This is a genomic window from Rubrobacter sp. M3-4, assembly GCF_059772285.1.
On the sequence record NZ_JCBAJP010000003.1, the window covers coordinates 1 to 17,324 of the forward strand.

The following is a 17,324-nucleotide window of genomic DNA, read 5'->3' on the forward strand; positions in this document are numbered from 1 at the left end:
TCTACCCCTCTATATTGCTCATGACGTGCTTTATGCGGGTGTAATCCTCGAGCCCGTACATCGAGAGGTCCTTGCCGTAGCCGGAGTGCTTGAAGCCGCCGTGAGGCATCTCGGCCACGAGCGGGATGTGGGTGTTGATCCAGACGCACCCGAAGTCCAGGGCCCGGCTGACCCGCATCGCCCGCCCGTGGTCGCGGGTCCACACCGAGGAGGCGAGCCCGTACTTCACCCCGTTGGCCCATCTTATGGCCTCCTCTTCGTCGGTGAAGCGCTGGACGGTTATGACGGGGCCGAAGATCTCGTTCTGGACCGCCTCGTCCCCCTGCTCGAGCCCGCAGACGACCGTAGGGGCGTAGAAGTAACCCCGCTCCCCCACGCGCTCCCCTCCGGTCAGGACCTCGGCCCTCTCGGGCAACCTCTCGACGAACCCGCTGACCCGTTCGAGCTGGTTGGGGTTGTTGAGAGGACCGTAGAGGACCTCCTCGTCCTCCGGGGAGCCGGTCTTCGTGTTCCTGGCCTGCTCGGTGAGGGCGGAGACGAGGTCGTCGTGGATGCGCGGAGAGGCGAGCACGCGGGTCGCCGCGGTGCAGTCCTGCCCGGCGTTGAAGTACCCCGCCCCGGCGATCTCCTCCGCCGCCTGCTCCACATCGGCGTCGTCGAAGACGATCACGGGGGCCTTGCCCCCGAGTTCGAGGTGCACCCGCTTGAGGTCGTCGGCGGCGCTTTTCGCCACCTCCATCCCGGCGCGCACCGAGCCGGTTATCGCTACCATCTGCGGGACCGGGTGGGCGACGAGCTTCCTCCCCGTGTCCCTGTCCCCGCAGACGACGTTGAAGACCCCCTCGGGGAGGAACTCTGAAGCTATCTCCGCGAGCATCAGGGTGGTCACGGGGGTGGTGTCGGAGGGCTTTATCACGACGGTGTTGCCGGCCGCGATCGCCGGGGCGAACTTCCAGACGGCCATCATCATCGGGTAGTTCCAGGGGGTCACCTGGGCGCACACCCCGACCGGCTCGCGCCGGATGTAGGAGGTCATCCCGGACATGTACTCCCCGGCGGACTTGCCCTCGAGACAGCGCGCCGCTCCGGCGAAGAACCGGATCTGATCGACCATCGGAGGGATCTCCTCTTCGAGGGTCAACCGGATCGGCTTGCCGGTGTTCTCCGACTCGGCCCTGACCAGCTCCTCCGCCCGCTCCTCTATCCTGTCGGCGATCCTGAGGAGCGCGAGCTGCCTCTCGGAGGGCGTCGAGTAGCGCCAGCCCTCGAAAGCCTTCTGCGCAGCTGCAAAAGCCCGGTCGACATCCTCCCTGCCGGAGAGTGGAGCCTCCGCGAAGGGCTCACCGGTCGCAGGGTTCGTAAGCTCGTAGTAGCGTCCTGCGGCGCCCTCCACATAATCCCCGCCGATGAAGTTCTCGAGCCTTCTCTTCTCAGGCATGCTCTGCTCCTTTGCTCCCTCTTCTCCTGTTCAGCGCGATTCCGCCCAGTATCTCCCGCACCACGCGCTCGGCGGCCAGCGCCGTCACGTCGGCCGATCCGACGCTGGTCGGGATCACCTCGACGACGTCCGCCCCTACTACCTCAACCACTTCCGCGACCTCGCGTACGGCCCACAGAAGCTCTGCGGTTGTCATGCCGCCGGGTTCTGGCGTGCCGGTACCAGGCGCGAACGCGGGGTCGAGAACGTCTATATCCACCGTCAGGAAGGCCGGGCCCGATCCCACAACCTCGAGCGCCTCCCGGACGACCTCCTTTATCCCCCTGTCTCTCACCTGGTGCATGAAGAAGCTCGTTATGCCACACTTTCTCTGCCAGGCGAAAACCTCCTCGCCCGGCCAGTATCCTCTGAGCCCGATCTGGGTGTAGCGGTGTGGGTCCACCAGCCCCTCCTCGACGAGGCGGCGCATGACCGTCCCATGCGAAAACTCAACGCCGAAGACAGTGCACCCGGTGTCGGCGTGGGTGTCGAAATGGATGAGCCCGAGCGGGCCACGAGCCCCGGCGCAGGCTTGTACGCCGGGCCCGGTCACCGAGTGGTCTCTCCCGAGCACGACGGCAACCGCCCCGGCAGCAACCACCTCCTCGACAGTCCGCAGGATCCCGGCGTGCGAACGCGCCGGATCAGCCGGGACCACTGGTGCATCTCCGAAGTCGACCACCCGCAACTCGGCGAAGGCGTCCACACCGTGTTCCAGGTTCGGTCCCGGTGGACAGCTCGCGGTCCGGATAGCCCGTGGCGCAAAACGAGTACCAGGACGGTCAGAGACGAGGTCGTCGGTGGGGGCGCCGACGATCACCACGTCAGCCCCCGCCAGCCGATCCGGGTCCTGGGTGATGGGAACACCGCCGAAGGAGAGCGTCCCTGCGTAGTCGGGCTTCTCCCCGTATTCTCTCCAGCGAACGAGCGGGTCGATCATCGGTCCGATTGTCTATCATCCGGGTCAGCGACCTGCGGCCGGCGCTGGAAGAAGGCGGGCTTCGCGTACCAGGCCCACACCATCAGGGCGACACCGATCACGAACGATACTATCCCTATAAAAAGCGGCACCCCGATGCCGAATATGGCCCCCGAGTAAGCTTCCTTCGGGTTGGAAAGGTTTATGACCTCCTCGACGAACGCCCAGGTAAGCATCAGTCCGCCGAGCACGGGCACGATCCCCATGAGAAGCAGGTTCTTCACGCTCCGGAAAAGTCGCTTCCGGTAATAGATGGCGCAGGCGAACCCGGTCAGCCCGTAGTAGAAGGCGATCATGAGCCCCAGGGCAGAGATCGAGTCATAAAGGATGTTCTCGCTCACGATCGTCATCCCGACGTACCAAACGATCGAGAGCGCCCCCATCCAGAGGGTCGACACGTGGGGGGTGAGGTATCGGGAATGTACCCGTCCGAAGGCCTCGGGCATCGCCCGATGATGGGCCATCGAGAAGGTCGTCCGGGCGGTCGGCAGGATCGTGGTCTGGGTCGATGCCGCTGCGGAAGAGAGCACCGCCAGAATGAGGATCTTGTCGAGCGGCGAGCCGAAGACCTGCGTCCCGAGTGTGCTCAGGACGTCATCTTCGTGCCTTACCAGGTAGTCGACCCCGCCGTAGGACTGAGCCGCGATACCCACGATGACGTAGATGAGAAGCAGCACGATCGTGCTCACGATAGCAGCCACCCCCGGGGTATGGCTGCTGTTCTCGCTCTCCTCGTTCACTGTCACCGTTGAATCCCAGCCCCAGTAGATAAAGATGGCGAGGATGAGCCCGGCGTCGAGCGCGCTGAAGCTCTTGACCTCGAACGGATTGATCCAGGAGATCGACGGCGTGAGCGCCCCGGCGCCCGCCTCCCCGGTGAAGACCTTGAAGAGCGCCACGACGGCGAAGACCGTGAGGGTCACGAGCTCAGCCGCAAGCAAGAACACCTGCGTCCGGGCGGAGAGCTCTATCCCCCGGTAGCAGACGTAGGTCATGAGCGCGATCCAGACCACCCCGACCACAGTCACCGCGAGCGTGGAGTTGGCGAGCCCCTTTAGCCCGAACAGCAGAAAGGTATAGAGCCCGGCTATCTGGGCCAGGTTGGCCATCACGATCACGTCAGCCACGACTATGGCCCACCCTGTGATCCAACCCAGGTGCGGCCCCATCGCCCTGGTCACCCAGGTGAAGCTCGTCCCACAATCCGGGTCGGCCTTATTCATATAGTAGTAGGAGGCCGCGATGAACAACATCGGGATGAACGCGAGCCACAACACCGCCGGCGACTGCAGCCCCACCGCCGCCGCGACGAACCCGAGCGTGGCCGGCAGGCTGTAGCCCGGCGCGGTCGATGCCACCCCGATCACCACGTTGGAGACGAAGCCGAGAGCGCCACCCTTGAGCCCCTTGCTCCCTATCTCAGGGGTTCTCAACTCGGGTTGAGCCACCCTCTCTTCGCCCGTTCCTTCCACCACCTCTCTCCTCCTTTCCCGAAAAGTGTCCCCCTACCTACCCCCGGTAGCCGAGCTGGCGCTCGAGCTCGGTGAGCGCCGAGTCGGTTATCTCCGCGATCTTCGAGAGCACCTCCCGATCGGCGACGAGCGCCGGGGAGTACTGGATGACGGGCTCGTCCTTGTCGTCGAAGCGGCAGATGAGCCCACCCTCGAAGAGCTTCCTCGAGAGCACCCCCTTGAAATACTTCCTGTACTCGTCCCCTTCGAGCGGCGTCCCGTCAGCTTTCTCCGGCCTGACCTCCACGGCCCAGAAGAACCCCATCCCGCGTACGTCGGCAACGATGGGATGCCCCTCGGCCATCCGCGAGAGCTCCTCCCCGAAGTAGCCCTCCAGGTTGTGCACGTTCTCGAGCAACCCTTCACGCTCGATGATCGCCAGATTCTCGAGCGCCACCGCCGCAGAGGCCGGATGCCCTCCGAAGGTCGAGCCGTGGAAGAACATCGGCGCGTTCTGCTGCAGCGCCTTACGCACCCTCTCGCTGACCACCACCCCGCCCATCGGCAGATACCCGCTGGTTATGCCCTTGGCGAAGCTGATCATGTCCGGGACCACCCCGAAGCGCTCTATCCCGAACCACTCACCCAGACGCCCGAACGCGCAGATGACCGCGTCGGAGACGAGAAGTACGCCGTATTTGTCGCAGATCTCCCTCACCCTCTGCCAGTAGCCCTCCGGCGGGACCAGACACCCGCCGGCGTTCTGCACCGGCTCCAGGATCACCGCCGCCACACACTCCGGCGGACCGAACTCTATCGCCTCCTCTATCGCATCCGCCGCTCCCTCGGGGTCCTGCTGGGTGTTGGGGACGTGCACGAACCCGCCGGGCAAAGGCTCGAAGGGGGCCTTGAACGCCGGAAGCCCCGTCACCGAGAGCGCCCCCATCGTCGTCCCGTGGTAGGCAACCTTGCGCGAGATGAACTTGTACCGCCCAGGCTCCCCGTTCGCCCGGTGATACTGCCGCGCCAGCTTTATGACCGTCTCAACCGCCTCGGACCCGGAGTTCACGAAGAACGTCGTCGCGAGATCCCCCGGCGCAAGCCCCGCGAGCCGCGCCGCGAGCTCCAGGCTCCTCGGATGCTGAAAACTCCAGTTCGGAAAGAAGGAGAGCTCCCGCATCTGCCTCGCCGCAGCCTCCGCAAGCTCGCCCCTGCCGTGCCCAACCTGCGTCGTGAACAACCCCGCAAGCCCGTCTATGTAGCTCCGACCCCGGTCGTCCTTCACATAACACCCCTCGCCGGAGACGATGACCGGAAGCTTTCCCCAGTCGTCCTCGAACGGTGTGAAGTGCAACAGCAGGTTCTCCACCCCGGGAGCGATACCCCCGTTCCCCCGCTCGACTCCGGGCATCACGTCCATGATGTCTCCTTCCCGACTCTCGGTTTGCTGCATCATATACTGTATTCTGTCGACGAGCAACTGAAGACGTGAGTGATCTGGCATACTCTTTTCCGGTGGGCACGCGGCAGAGGAGGAGCAGGTGAGCGAAGAGAGAGGGAGCAGGTTTCGCAGGATCCGGGCGGGGTCACTCGCAGAGGAGGCGTACCGGGTGATAAGGGCTTCGATCATCGAGGGGACGCTCGCTCCGGGAGAAAGGCTGGTGGAGACGCGGCTGGCGGAGGAGCTTGGGGTGAGCCGGGCTCCGGTGAGGGAGGCGTTGAAGAAGCTCGCTGAGGAGCATCTGGTGGTGGAGAAACCGCGGCGGGGCACCTTCGTGCGGGAGTTCAGCGCGAAGGACTTCGTCGACATCTACAACCTGCTCGCGGCCATAGAGGTTCTCGCGGTGCGTCTCATACACCGCGACCGGGCACCGCTCGACTCGCTGGAGAAGATAGTCGGTGAGATGGAGGAGGCAGCGGAGGCCGGGGATTTCGGGAGGGTCGTCGAGAAGGAGCTGCACTTCCACGAGGAGCTGTGCGCGCTCGCGGGCAACCAGTTTCTGAGCTCGGCCTTCCGCTCGCTGAGCGGTGCGGTGGGCATGGCGCTCTCGCTGCACGACGCGACCTACGAGGACCTCACCGAGGTCGCCCGCGAGCACTACCCGCTGCTCAAGAGCATCCGCAGCGGCACCGAGCGGGAGGCGGTGTACGCGATCTCCTCGCACATACAGGCCACACCCGGTGGGGTGATGTCCCGCCTGGGCGGGAACCCCGCTGACATCCTCGAACCCCTCGTGAAGCCGGAGGAGGGAGAAGGTCAGTGACGGGAGAGCCGCTCGGCGAGGCTGCGCCCGGTCGGGGGACGGCCGGTGCGCCGTCCCCGTTCGTCCAGCCTCTCCAGCGCCCGCTGCACGTAGCGCGCCCCGAGCCAGCGCAGAGGCTCGGGCTCCCACTTTCTGACCCGCCGCCCGACGAGGGGCAGACGCACGAGAGAGGAATCCCTGCCCAGGATCAGGTCGGCGACGATCCTTCCCGCCAGGTTGCTCGCCGCCACCCTCTGTCCCACGTATCCGCAGGCGATCGCTACGCCCGAGGCCGGATCGAAGCTCACCGCTGGCATCCAGTCGCGCAGCATCCCGAGCGGCCCACCCCAGGCGTGGGTGAAGCGCACCCCCGCCAGCTGCGGGAACCAGTCGAGCAGGCTCTCGCGCAGCATCGCGTGCGTGGGCCCGTGCCGGTCGTATCCGTCGCGTATCCGGGATCCGAAGCGGTAGGGCGCCCCGCGCCCGCCGAAGAGGATGCGCCCGTCCGGGGTGCGTGAGAGGTAGTCCACGCTGAGCTTGAAAGAGGCCAGACACTCATGGTCCTCCCAGCCGATCTCGGCCCACGACTCCTCCGGGAGCGGTTCGGTGAGCACGATGAGCGAGTAGACCGGCAGGATCATCCGGTGCAGCCGCCTGATCCGGGAGAGGTAAGCCTCCCCGGCGAGCACCACAGCCCCTGCACGCACCTCCCCCTTCGCCGTCCTCAGCACGGGCCCCGGGCCATCCACGAAGTCGACGACGGGACTCCGCTCGAAGATCACGGCCCCCCTCCGCTCGACGGCCCGCGCGAGCCCCCGCACGAGCCTCCCCGGGTGCACCACGGCCCCCTGCGGGTCGAAGAAGGCTCCCTCAGCCCGCTCCACCCGCACCCTCCGGACGAGCTCCTCCACGCCGAGTACACGGCAGCCGTCCGCGAGCCCGAGCGCGGAGAGCGCCCCCCAGGCGGCCCGCACCGCCGGCAGTTCGTGCCGCCCGCGCGCGACGCGAACGACCCCTCCCTTGCGGAAGCGGGCATCTATTCCCTCCTCCTCGGCCACCCTCCCCACCTCGTCGACCGCGCCCCGCGCGGCAAGGAGCGTCTCCCGCGCCGCCCGCCGCCCGAACCTCCGCACGAGCTCCGCCGGCCCCACCGAGATGTTCGGAGAACACCAGCCACCGTTGCGCCCCGAGGCCCCGAACCCCGCGACCTCCGCTTCGAGGATCACCACCCGAAGCGAAGGGTCGGACCGTAACAGATAGTACGCGCTCCAGAGCCCCGTGTACCCGGCCCCAAGCACCGCCACATCCGCCTCCACCTCGCCCTCGAGAGACGGGCGCGGTACAAGAGGCTCCCCCGTATCCTCGAGCCAGAAGCTCACCCCGGCGTAATCACGCTCCCCGACCATATCTCACTCCTCGAACTCTCGATATCTATTTTGTATTCTGTCGACGGTATATCAAAAAGTCAAACGGTTCCGGGACGGTCGGGGACGGGGAGCGTTTAGAGCCTCTGCAGGCGGACTGATACCCGCGAGCACAAAGTCGGGGAGAGGCGGGCGTGTTACTTCACGAGGTTATAGATCTCGAACATCGGGAGGTACATGGCGATGATTATGCCGCCGACGATCCCACCGACGACGACGATCATGAGTGGTTCGATGATCGAGGTGAGGGCCTTGACCGCGGCCTCCACCTCGGACTCGTAGAACTCGGCGATCTTGACGAGCATCCCGTCGAGGTCCCCGGTCTCCTCGCCGACGGCGATCATACGGGTCACCATCGGGGGGAAGACGGGCTCGGCTTCGAGCGGTTTGTAGATCGGGATACCCTGCCGGATGGAGTCGCGGCTGGCGAGGAGCGCGCGCTCTATCACCCAGTTGCCGGAGGAGGTGGCGGTGATCTCGAGCGCCTGCAGGATAGGGACGCCGGCGGCGGAGAGGGCGCTCAGGTTGCGGGCGAATCGGGCGAGGGCCACCTTCTGGACGATGTCACCTATCCTGGCCGGGATCCTGAGGACGACCCTTCCCCAGACCCTGCGTCCCCGCTCGGTATCCTTCCAGCGCAGAAAGCCGTAGACGGCGGCGGCGAGCGCTACGTAGAGGAGGATCCCGAACGGGCTCGTCAGGATGTTCGAGAGGGCCATCGCGATACGGGTCGGAAGCGGCAGGGTACCGCCGAGGTCCTTGAACATCTTCGCGAAGATGGGGACGATGAAGATCAGCATGAAAGAGGCCGCCAGGACGGCGAGGACCAGCACCACGATCGGGTAGGTCATCGCGCTCTTCACCTTGCGCCTGAGCTCCTGATCCTTCTCGAGCTGAGCGGCCACGCGCAGCAGGATCTCGTCCAGGACGCCGCCGACCTCGCCGGCTTTCACCATCTCCACGTAGAGGCGGGAGAATATGTCCGGGTGCCTGGCGAGCGCCTCCGAGAGCGCGAGCCCGGCCTCGACGTCCCTGCGGACCCTGGAGATCGCCTCCTTGAGTTTTTTGTTGTCGGTCTGCTCCTCGGAGACGTAGAGGGCGCGCACCACCGGCATACCGGCTCCGATCATGGTCGCAAACTGCCGGGTGAAGACGACCACGTCGGCGAGTTTCACCCGCTTGAAGGGCGCCAGGATGTCCCTCTGGGCCATCCCCTGCTCTTTGATGTCTATGACGAAGAGACCCCGTTGCCGGAGCTCGGCGGCCACGGCGACCGTGCTCTCCCCCTCGATCTCGTCCTGCAGGATCTCACCCCGGCGGCTCCGGGCCTTGTACGTGTACGTGGCCATCGTCCCCTACATTCTCCTCGCGGCGGCGAAGCCGGCCGCGCCCGTGCAGAGGCGGCGGAACTCCTCGACGTTGCTGCAGCGCTTCTCGGCCTCCTCGCGCGAGATCACGCCGCGCCCGACCAACCCGGCCAGCGCGGCGTCCATAGTCTGCATCCCGAATTTTCCGCCGGTCTGCATCGCGGAGTAGACCTGGTGGGTCTTGCCCTCGCGGATGAGGTTCCTGACACCGGGGGTGGGGACGAGTATCTCGCAGGCGACCACACGCCCTCCGCCCCGTCTGGGGACCAGCGTCTGGGTCACGATACCCTGGATGGTGTTCGCGAGCTGGGTGCGGACCTGACCCTGCTGGTGCGAGGGGAAGACGTCTATGATGCGGTCTATCGTCTGGGGTGCATCCTGCGTGTGGAGCGTCGCCAGGACCAGGTGCCCGGTCTCGGCCGCGGTGAGAGCCATCGAGATCGTCTCCAGATCCCGCATCTCGCCGACGAGGATCACGTCCGGGTCCTGACGCAACACGTGCTTCAGGGCCTCGGCGAAGCTTTTCGTGTCCTGGTTCACCTCGCGCTGGTTGACGATGCACCTCTTGTGGGTGTGCAGGAACTCTATCGGATCCTCGACGCTCATTATGTGCCCGCATCGCGTCTCGTTGATCCGGTCCACCATCGCCGCCAGCGTGGTCGACTTCCCGCTGCCGGTCGGCCCCGTCACCAGGATCATGCCGCGCGGCCTCTCGGTCATCTCCTCGACCACCCGCGGCAGCCCGAGCTCGGCGAACCCCTTTATTTCATGCGGAATCGTCCTGAAAGCAGCCCCCATCGCCCCCCGCTGGCGGTAGACGTTCACCCGGAAGCGGGCCACCCGGGGAATCCCGTAGCTGAAGTCGAGTTCCCACTCGTTCTCGAAGCGCCGGCGCTGATCCTCGGTGAGGATGTCGTAGATGAGGTCTCGCGTGAGGTTCGGCGTGAGCGGCGGATACTCCAGCGGCCTGACGTCGCCGTCGACCCGGATCATCGGGGGCAGTCCGGACGTTATGTGAAGATCGCTCGCCCCCAGCCGCAGGGCGTCGAGGAGGTAGTCGGCCAGGCCGCTCTCGGTCATGCACCCTCTCCTTATCGCCGAAAACGATGCTGCTCTGGCCCTCTACTCGGCACGAAACGAAGAAAGCTTTAGCCCGGCAAGCTCAGACGACGGTCCTCAGGACCTCCTCGATGCTGGTGAGACCGCGGGCGGCCTTGAGGAGCCCGTCCTCGCGCAGCGTACCCATCCCCTCCGCCGCCGCGACGCGGGCTATCTCCGCGGTGGACGCCCGGTGCAGGATGAGATCCCTCAGAGCCTCGCTCAAAAGCATCATCTCGAAGATCCCGATCCTCCCCCGGTATCCCGTACCGCCGCAGCGCGGGCACCCCCGGGCCCGGAAGAAGGTGCGCTCCCCCTCCGCCCGGGCGAACGGGAACCCCAGCTCCTTCAAGACCCCGTCCTCCACCTCGACCGGCTCGCGACACCTCTCACAGAGCCTCCTGGCCAGCCGCTGGGCGATCACGCAGTCCACCGCCGAGGCGCTCAGGTACGGCTCGACCCCCATCTCGGTCAGGCGGCTCACCGCCCCCGGCGCGTCGTTCGTGTGGAGCGTCGCCAGGACCAGGTGCCCGGTGAGCGCCGCCTCCACGCTTATCTTGGCCGTCTCGTGGTCCCTTATCTCGCCGATCATGATCACGTCCGGGTCCCCGCGCAGGATGCTCCTCAGGCCGGAGGCGAAGGTGAGCCCGGCCTTCGGGTTGACCTGCACCTGGTTTATCCCCGGCATCCTGTACTCTATCGGGTCCTCGACGGTTATGATGTTGCGCTCGGGGGTGTTCAGCTCCCGGAGGGTGGCGTAGAGCGTGGTAGACTTCCCGCTCCCGGTCGGTCCGGTGACCAGGATCGTACCGTAGGGCCTCCTGTAGATCCCCTCGTAACGCTCGAGCATCTCCGACGTGAGCCCGAGCTTCCCGAGGTCCGTCTCCACGCTCGAGGTGTCGAGCAGCCTGAGAGCCACCTTTTCCCCGTAGGCCGTGGGCAGCGAGGCGACCCTCAGGTCCACCTTCTGTCCCCCTATGCTGGCCGAGAACCTCCCGTCCTGCGGCAACCTCCTCTCCGCTATGTCCAGCCGGGCGAGCACCTTGATCCTGGCTATCACCCCGCCCTGCAGACCAGCCGGGATGGACATCACTTCCCGCAAGACGCCGTCCACCCGGAAGCGGACCGCGACACGGTCCGGACGCGGCTCGACGTGCACGTCGGAGGCCCCCTCGCCCACGGCCCGCTGCAGGATGGAGTTGACCAGCCGTATGACCGGGGCATCCTCGGACCCCGCCCCGATCTCGAGCTCGTCCTCCGGCTCGGCGCCGCCTCCCACGGCGAGATCCTCCAGGATCTCGCTGACCCCCTCACCGAGGGAGAACACCTTGTTCTGCACCTGCCGGATCTGCGACTCCGCAGCCACGACGGGGACCACCTGGTAGCCGGAGATGAGCCTGAGGTCCTCTATGGCATGTAGGTTGGTCGGTTCGCTCATCGCCACCACCAGCCGCCCGTCTTCGATCCGCAGCGGCATCACCCCGTGCCTGCGCAACGTCTTCTGGTCGATGAGGCTGGCCACCCCGGCGTCCACCTCCCCCTCCGAGAGGTCCACGTAATCCAGCCCGAGCCTCTCGGCCTGAGCCTGCGCGAGGTCGGACTCGGTCACGAACCCCAGCGAGACGAGCACCTTCCCGAGCTCCTTGCGCTCGGTTCTCTGCACCTCCAGCGCCCTCTGCAGCTGCTCCTCGCTCACCTTGCCCCTCGCGGAGAGAACCTCCCAGACCCCCTTCCTACGACCGGGGCGCTTGCGGACGGCGCGTTCGGGACGCGCTCCCCCGTCGCTCCGTCCCTCGCTGTCCAGGTGCTCTCTGAGGGAAGCCGCGCGCTCGGCCTCAGCGAGCTTTTCTTCCAGCTGTCGCACGTCGAGGGGCTTGAGCAGGTACTCGTCCGCTCCGGCCTCCATCCCTTCCAAGAGGTGTTCCTTGCCTCCCAGAGAAGTCAGGAAGATGAAGAATACGTATCTTTCCCTCTCCGAGCCCCTTATCCTGCGACAAAGCTCCACCCCGTCCATCCGCGGCATCATCCGGTCGCTGATGACGACGCTCACCTCCGGGTGCTCCACGAACAGACGCCACGCCTCATCCCCGTCCCTGGCTTCGAGGCACTCGTGCCCGAGCCTCTCGACCGCCCGCCTCAGCAGATGCCGGGAAACCGCGTCGTCTTCGGCGATGAGGATCTTCACCCGCCCTCCTCCAGCACCGCCCTCATGGCCTCCACGTCGGGCTCGACGCCGGTCCAGAGCCTCTGGGCCTCAACCCCCTGGTAGAGGAGCATCGTTCGCCCGTCGACCACCGCGGCTCCCCGTTCTCGAGCCACCGAGAGAAGCGGCGTCTCGCCACCCCTCCTGTATACGATGTCGCAGACGACCCTGTCCTCGAGGACTTCCTCCGGCAAAGGCATCGGATCTCCCTGTCTCATCCCGAGGGGGGTGGTGTTGACCAACACCCTGGAACGCCGGCACGCATCGTAGAGGTCGTCTGCACCACAGGCGACGATTTTCGCCCCGGCGTGCCCCTTACGAAGCCTCCGGACGAGGATCTCCGCACGCTCGGGGGTGCGGTTCGCGATCACCACGGAGGACGCCCCGGCGGAGACCACGGCATCGGCTATCGCCGCCGCGGCCCCGCCGGCGCCGAGCACCAGGACGCTCTCCCCCGCGAGATCCACCCCGGCCTCCCTGCAGGACTCGACGAACCCGAAGCCGTCGGTGTTGTACCCCCGGGTTCTCCCACCCTCCACGACCACGGTGTTCACCGCCCCGGGACGCTCCGCCGATTCGTCCAGGTCGTCCAGGAAGCGCAGGATCTCCTCTTTGTGCGGGATCGTGACGTTGAACCCCGCGAACCCCAACACCGCGAGCCCGCGCACGGCCTCCCCGAGGTCCTCCGGAGCCACGTCCATAGCGACGTAGGCGAAATCCAGCCCCCTGGAGGCGAAAGAGGCATTGTGCATCTGCGGGCTCAGGCTGTGAGCGACCGGGTGTCCTATGACGCCGACGAGCGACGTCTTCGCTGTGATCTCTGGTTGGATCTCTCGACACCTCCCAGCACCTCGGGAAAATTCTCTTCCGGCAGGGTTGTCGGTGACGTCCCGGCCGAACTTTAGCAAGCTCCGCCGCCCATTCCTCCTAGCGGCCCGCAGCGGCCTTGGCGCGCAGGAACTTCTGGTAGCTGCTCGTGAAGTAGTGACGCTTGCCGTTCTTCTCCAGCACGTAGTAGAGGTAGTCCGTCTTCGCCGGGTGCGCCGCGGCCTTTATGGAGCTCAGGCTCGGGTTGTCTATCGGACCGGGTGGAAGCCCCTTGTGCAGGTAGGTGTTGTAGGGAGACTTCACCTTGAGATCCTGCAACGAGAGGTTGGCGTGCGGCCTGCCGAGCGCGTACTGTACGGTCGCGTCGATCTGCAGCGGCATCCCCTTGCGCAGCCGGTTGTAGATCACCGAGGCGATGAGCGGCCGCTCCTTCTGGTTCGCCGACTCTTTTTCTATCAGGGAGGCGACTATCACTATCTGATACTCGCTCAGCCCGAGCTTCTTCTCGGCGGCCTTCAGGTTCAGGTTCTGGGTCTCTATGGCATACTGCTCGAGCATCCTGTTGACGACCTGCCGGGCACCCGTCCCCTCCCTGAAATCGTAGGTCTTGGGGAAGAGGAACCCCTCGGTGCTCTTCACCCCGGGCTCGTGCAGGAAGGCGTACGGATAATCCGTGCTGCGCGCCGCACGCTCGAAAGCCGCCCTGGAGATGTGGCTCTGCGATGCGACCTCGCGGGCGGTCTGCCCGAGGGTCAGCCCCTCGGGAACGGTGATCTTGAAAGTCGGAGCCGGCCTGTTCGCTGTGAGCGCCTTCAGGATGCTCCCGGTGCTCTGTCCACGATGGAACCTGTAACGCCCGGGCTTTATGTCGGTGCCGTCGCCTTCGAGGCGGGCCTGCAGCTCGAAGAGGAAGGCGTTGTCTATGACGCCGGCCCGGTCGAGCCTGTTGGCGACGCTGGAGAGGGTGTCCCCCTTCCTGACCGTCAGGGTGACCGCCTCGCCCCTTCCCCGCGCGCCGGCACCCATGGCGCTGGCGTAGATCAGGTACACGACGGCGAGCACCGCCACCACGGCCACGAGCCCGAGGAAGGCGGCCAGCGTCCGGCGTCGTCTCCTGCGTCCCCCCCCGCGCCGATCGGAGCGCAGAGCCTCAAGCCTCTGATCGAGGTCGTCCTCCCGCCATCCTCCGGGGTGCTTTCCCGGGCTCAACTTCTCCTCGCCCACAGGTACTCCTGCAGCATGTGCGCGGCGGCGAGGTGATCCACCGGCCCTTTCTTCTTCCCGCCCCCGGCCAGGCGCGTGGTGAGGCGCTCGTCCCACTCGACGAACCTCACCGCCGGGAACCTCTCGCGCATCCGCCCGATCTTCTCGAGCACCTTCCGGGCCTGGGGCCCTTCCTCCCCCCGCATGGTCTTGGGGACGCCGACCACCACGACGGAGACACCCTCCCGATCGATCAGACCGCGCAACCTCTCTTCTATCTCCCCCTCCCCGACGACCTCCAGCGGCCGCGCGATGGTCGCCGTCTCGTCGGAGATCGCGATCCCACAGCGGACCTCACCGAGGTCCACGGCCGCCACCCTGCCCGCCGCAGGGACGCTCACCCCTCCGTCCGCGCCGCGAGCCGGCTGGAGAAGATCTGGCGGGCCTTCTCGAGGGCGGCCGGGATCGCCTCGAGATCTCCTCCACCCGCCTGCGCCATCGTCGGGCTGCCGCCCCCACCACCTCCGAGCACCCCGGCGATCTCCTTCACCAGCTCCCCGGCACCGATCCTCCTGGAGACCTCCGGATGCAAATTGGCCACGAGCACGGCCTTGCCGTCGAGCGCCGCGGCCAGCACGACCGCCACCGGCCCGCCGACCCTGTTCTTAACGTCGTCGGAGATGCGCCGCAGCCCGGCGACGTCGCTGGCATCGACCTGACCGGTGACGATCTTCGCCCCGTCCACCGTCTGAGCCCTCTCTATCAGCTCCCCGACCCGGCCGAGGCTGGCCTTGAGCTGCTGCTCGCGTAGTTCCTCCCTCGCCCGACGCAGCTCCCCGGAGAGCTCCTCCACCGCCTCCGGGAGCCGGCTCACTTCGGTCTTGAGCGCCGAGGCGGCGGCTTCGGCTTTCTCGGAGGCCTCGATCAGGTAGGAGAGCGCCTCCCGGCCGGTGATGACCTCTATCCTGTAGAGATCCGCTCCGTGCCTGCGGTTCGAGACCACCTTGAACGCCCCGATCTCGGCCGTAGAGCGCACGTGCGTCCCCCCGCACAGCTCGCGGGAGAAACCGTCTATCTCGACGACGCGCACCAGCTCGCCGTACTTCTCCCCAAAGAGCATCATCGCCCCGAGCTTCCTGGCCTCCTCGAGCGTCGTCGTGTAGTAACGCACGGGCTGGTTCTCGGTGATCTTGAGCAGAGCCAGCTCCTGTACACGCCGGACGTCCTCTTCTCCCACCTTCCTCTGGCACCGGTAGTCGAAGCGGAGCCTGTCCGGTCCCACGTAGCTCCCGGCCTGCACCACGTCCTTGCCGAGCACGGCGCGAAGGGCCCAGTGCAAAATGTGGGTGGCGGTGTGGTTCGCCTCTATCTGCTGCCGGCGAACCCGGTTTATCGAGGCGGTGACCTCGAGCCCTTCCTCGACCCTGAAACCCTCCCCGCCCTTCGCCCGCAGAACCTGGTAGTCCCCCGCCGGGATGGCATCGACGACCTCGAGCTGACCATCCGAACAGGAGATCCAACCGGTGTCCGCGACCTGCCCGCCCCCGGTGGCGTAGAAGGGGTTCTCCTCCAGCACCAGATACCACTCGTCCCGAGCACCGGGGACCGGCTCCGCGGCGACGATCCGCGTCTCGGTCTGCTCCCGTTCGTAGCCCACAAAGCGGCTCTTTATCTCCCGGTCGCGGAAGGCGGCCACGACCCGCTCGTGGGTTCCGAACGACTCCCTGGCCCTCCTGCGTTGCTCCTCCATGGCTCGCCGGAACCCGGCCTCATCGAGCGAGATGCCGCGCTCGGCCAGAACCTCCCGCGTGATCTCGACCGGGAAACCATAGGTGTCGTGCAGCGTGAAGGCGACCTCCCCAGGGAAGTTGCCGCCATCGAGCCGCGAGATCTCCTCCTCAAGCGTCCGCATCCCGGAGTCGTAGATCTCGACGAACCTCCGCGCCTCCACCTCGACGACCCGGAGGATGTCCTCCCGCGCCCGCTCGAGCTCCGAGTAGAACCCGCCCATGTACCCCACGACCTCACCGGCGAGGCTCGCGATCTGCTCCGGCCCCAGGCCGAGCCTGGCGTACCCCTCCCGCGTCGCCCGGCGTATTATGCGTCTGAGAACGTACTCCCGACGCTGGTTGCCGGGCCGGACGCCGTCCGCGACGAGGAAGGCCATGCTGCGGGCGTGGTCGGCGAGGATGCGCAGCGAACGGTCGGTCTCCTCGCCGTCCCCGAGGGAGACGCCGGTGTACTCGCGCACCTTCTCGAGCACGGGAGCGTAGAGGTCGGTCTCGTAGACCGAGCGCACGCCCTGGCAGACGGCGGTGATCCTCTCGAGGCCCATACCGGTGTCTATCCCCTTCTGGGAGAGCGGGACGAGAGAGCCGTCCTTGCGCTTCTCGTACTGGTTGAAGACGAGGTTCCAAACCTCGAGGAAGCGCGAATCTCCCTCCTCCCCGCCGGGGCCGTACCTGGCATCTTCGAGCGGATCGCCGCGCCCGTACTCCTCGCCGTAGTCGTAGTAGACCTCCGAGCACGGTCCGCAGGGGCCGGTCTCGCCCACGGGCCCCCACCAGTTCTCGCTCTTGGGAAGCCCGAAGATCTTCTCCTCCGGCACCCCGACAGACATCCAGTGCTCCCTGGCTTCGAGATCCTCGGGAGCGTCCTCGTCCCCCTCGAAGATCGTCACCCAGAGCCTCTCCGGAGGAAGCCCCAGCTCCTGCGTGAGGAACTCCCACGCGAAGCGTATGGCCTCCTCCTTGAAGTAGTCGCCGAAGGAGAAGTTGCCGAGCATCTCGAAGAACGTCAGGTGCGAGGCGTCGCCCACGTCCTCGAGATCCTGCGTGCGGAAACACTTCTGCACGCTCACGGCCCGGGGTGTGGGGGGTTTTTCCTGGCCGAGGAAGTAGGGGATGAACTGCTGTACCCCGGCGGTCGTCAGGAGCACGGTCGGATCGTTCTGCGGGATGAGGGGCCAGCTCGGGTAGACCTTGTGCCCCTTGCCGGCGAAGTAGTCCAGGAACCTTCGTCTTATCTCTCTGCTCTGCATCCTGCGGGTAT

Annotated in this window: 13 protein-coding genes; 1 reads left to right on the forward strand and 12 read right to left on the reverse strand. The window is 66.4% G+C overall.

The window, feature by feature from the left end:
- Position 1 precedes the first annotated feature (1 nt).
- Genes AC6EKW_RS03860 through AC6EKW_RS03875 form a run of 4 tightly spaced genes read right to left on the reverse strand, consistent with a single transcriptional unit; the run spans position 2 to position 5,327 of the window.
- Positions 2-1,438, reverse strand: a complete 1,437-nt coding sequence (locus AC6EKW_RS03860) for a gamma-aminobutyraldehyde dehydrogenase (protein ID WP_498513755.1) — start codon at positions 1,436-1,438, stop codon at positions 2-4.
- Entirely contained in the window at positions 1,431-2,417 is a 987-nt protein-coding gene (gene speB, locus AC6EKW_RS03865) for an agmatinase (protein ID WP_498513756.1), read from the reverse strand. Before speB ends, AC6EKW_RS03860 begins: the two co-directional genes overlap by 8 nt.
- Entirely contained in the window at positions 2,414-3,931 is a 1,518-nt protein-coding gene (locus AC6EKW_RS03870; RefSeq protein ID WP_498513757.1) for an APC family permease, read from the reverse strand. The genes speB and AC6EKW_RS03870 overlap by 4 nt, the downstream gene beginning before the upstream one ends.
- Positions 3,932-3,965: 34 nt before the next feature.
- Positions 3,966-5,327, reverse strand: coding sequence for an aspartate aminotransferase family protein (locus AC6EKW_RS03875; protein ID WP_420542037.1), 1,362 nt, complete (start codon positions 5,325-5,327; stop codon positions 3,966-3,968).
- 121 nt (positions 5,328-5,448) lie between these two features.
- Between AC6EKW_RS03875 and AC6EKW_RS03880 the strand changes: the two genes are divergently transcribed.
- A complete protein-coding gene (locus tag AC6EKW_RS03880; RefSeq protein WP_273887587.1) occupies positions 5,449-6,171 on the forward strand; it encodes a GntR family transcriptional regulator in 723 nt (240 codons plus the stop codon).
- Here AC6EKW_RS03880 and AC6EKW_RS03885 read toward each other — a convergent pair.
- The 8 genes from AC6EKW_RS03885 to alaS all read right to left on the reverse strand — a co-directional run bounded on the left by AC6EKW_RS03885 (position 6,165) and on the right by alaS (position 17,313).
- Positions 6,165-7,556: an NAD(P)/FAD-dependent oxidoreductase gene (locus tag AC6EKW_RS03885; RefSeq protein ID WP_498513758.1), complete on the reverse strand. Its 1,392-nt coding sequence runs from the start codon at positions 7,554-7,556 to the stop codon at positions 6,165-6,167. The genes AC6EKW_RS03880 and AC6EKW_RS03885 overlap by 7 nt on opposite strands.
- 155 nt (positions 7,557-7,711) lie before the next feature.
- Positions 7,712-8,923 carry a type II secretion system F family protein gene (locus tag AC6EKW_RS03890; protein WP_273887585.1) on the reverse strand — a complete coding sequence of 404 codons (1,212 nt, stop codon included), beginning with the start codon at positions 8,921-8,923 and terminating at the stop codon, positions 7,712-7,714.
- A 6-nt stretch (positions 8,924-8,929) separates the two neighbouring features.
- Complete coding sequence (locus AC6EKW_RS03895) at positions 8,930-10,021, reverse strand: type IV pilus twitching motility protein PilT (protein ID WP_498513759.1); 1,092 nt, start codon at positions 10,019-10,021, stop codon at positions 8,930-8,932.
- An 82-nt stretch (positions 10,022-10,103) separates the two neighbouring features.
- The gene (locus AC6EKW_RS03900) at positions 10,104-12,224 is read right to left on the reverse strand and encodes an ATPase, T2SS/T4P/T4SS family (protein WP_273887582.1); all 2,121 of its coding nucleotides are present in this window, start codon (positions 12,222-12,224) and stop codon (positions 10,104-10,106) included.
- Positions 12,221-13,150: a shikimate dehydrogenase gene (locus tag AC6EKW_RS03905; RefSeq protein WP_273887581.1), complete on the reverse strand. Its 930-nt coding sequence runs from the start codon at positions 13,148-13,150 to the stop codon at positions 12,221-12,223. The genes AC6EKW_RS03900 and AC6EKW_RS03905 overlap by 4 nt, the downstream gene beginning before the upstream one ends.
- 19 nt (positions 13,151-13,169) lie before the next feature.
- Positions 13,170-14,279 carry an endolytic transglycosylase MltG gene (gene mltG / locus AC6EKW_RS03910; protein ID WP_498513760.1) on the reverse strand — a complete coding sequence of 370 codons (1,110 nt, stop codon included), beginning with the start codon at positions 14,277-14,279 and terminating at the stop codon, positions 13,170-13,172.
- Positions 14,276-14,674 carry a Holliday junction resolvase RuvX gene (gene ruvX / locus AC6EKW_RS03915; RefSeq protein ID WP_498513761.1) on the reverse strand — a complete coding sequence of 133 codons (399 nt, stop codon included), beginning with the start codon at positions 14,672-14,674 and terminating at the stop codon, positions 14,276-14,278. Before ruvX ends, mltG begins: the two co-directional genes overlap by 4 nt.
- Positions 14,671-17,313, reverse strand: a complete 2,643-nt coding sequence (gene alaS, locus AC6EKW_RS03920) for an alanine--tRNA ligase (protein ID WP_498513762.1) — start codon at positions 17,311-17,313, stop codon at positions 14,671-14,673. Before alaS ends, ruvX begins: the two co-directional genes overlap by 4 nt.
- Positions 17,314-17,324 lie beyond the last annotated feature (11 nt).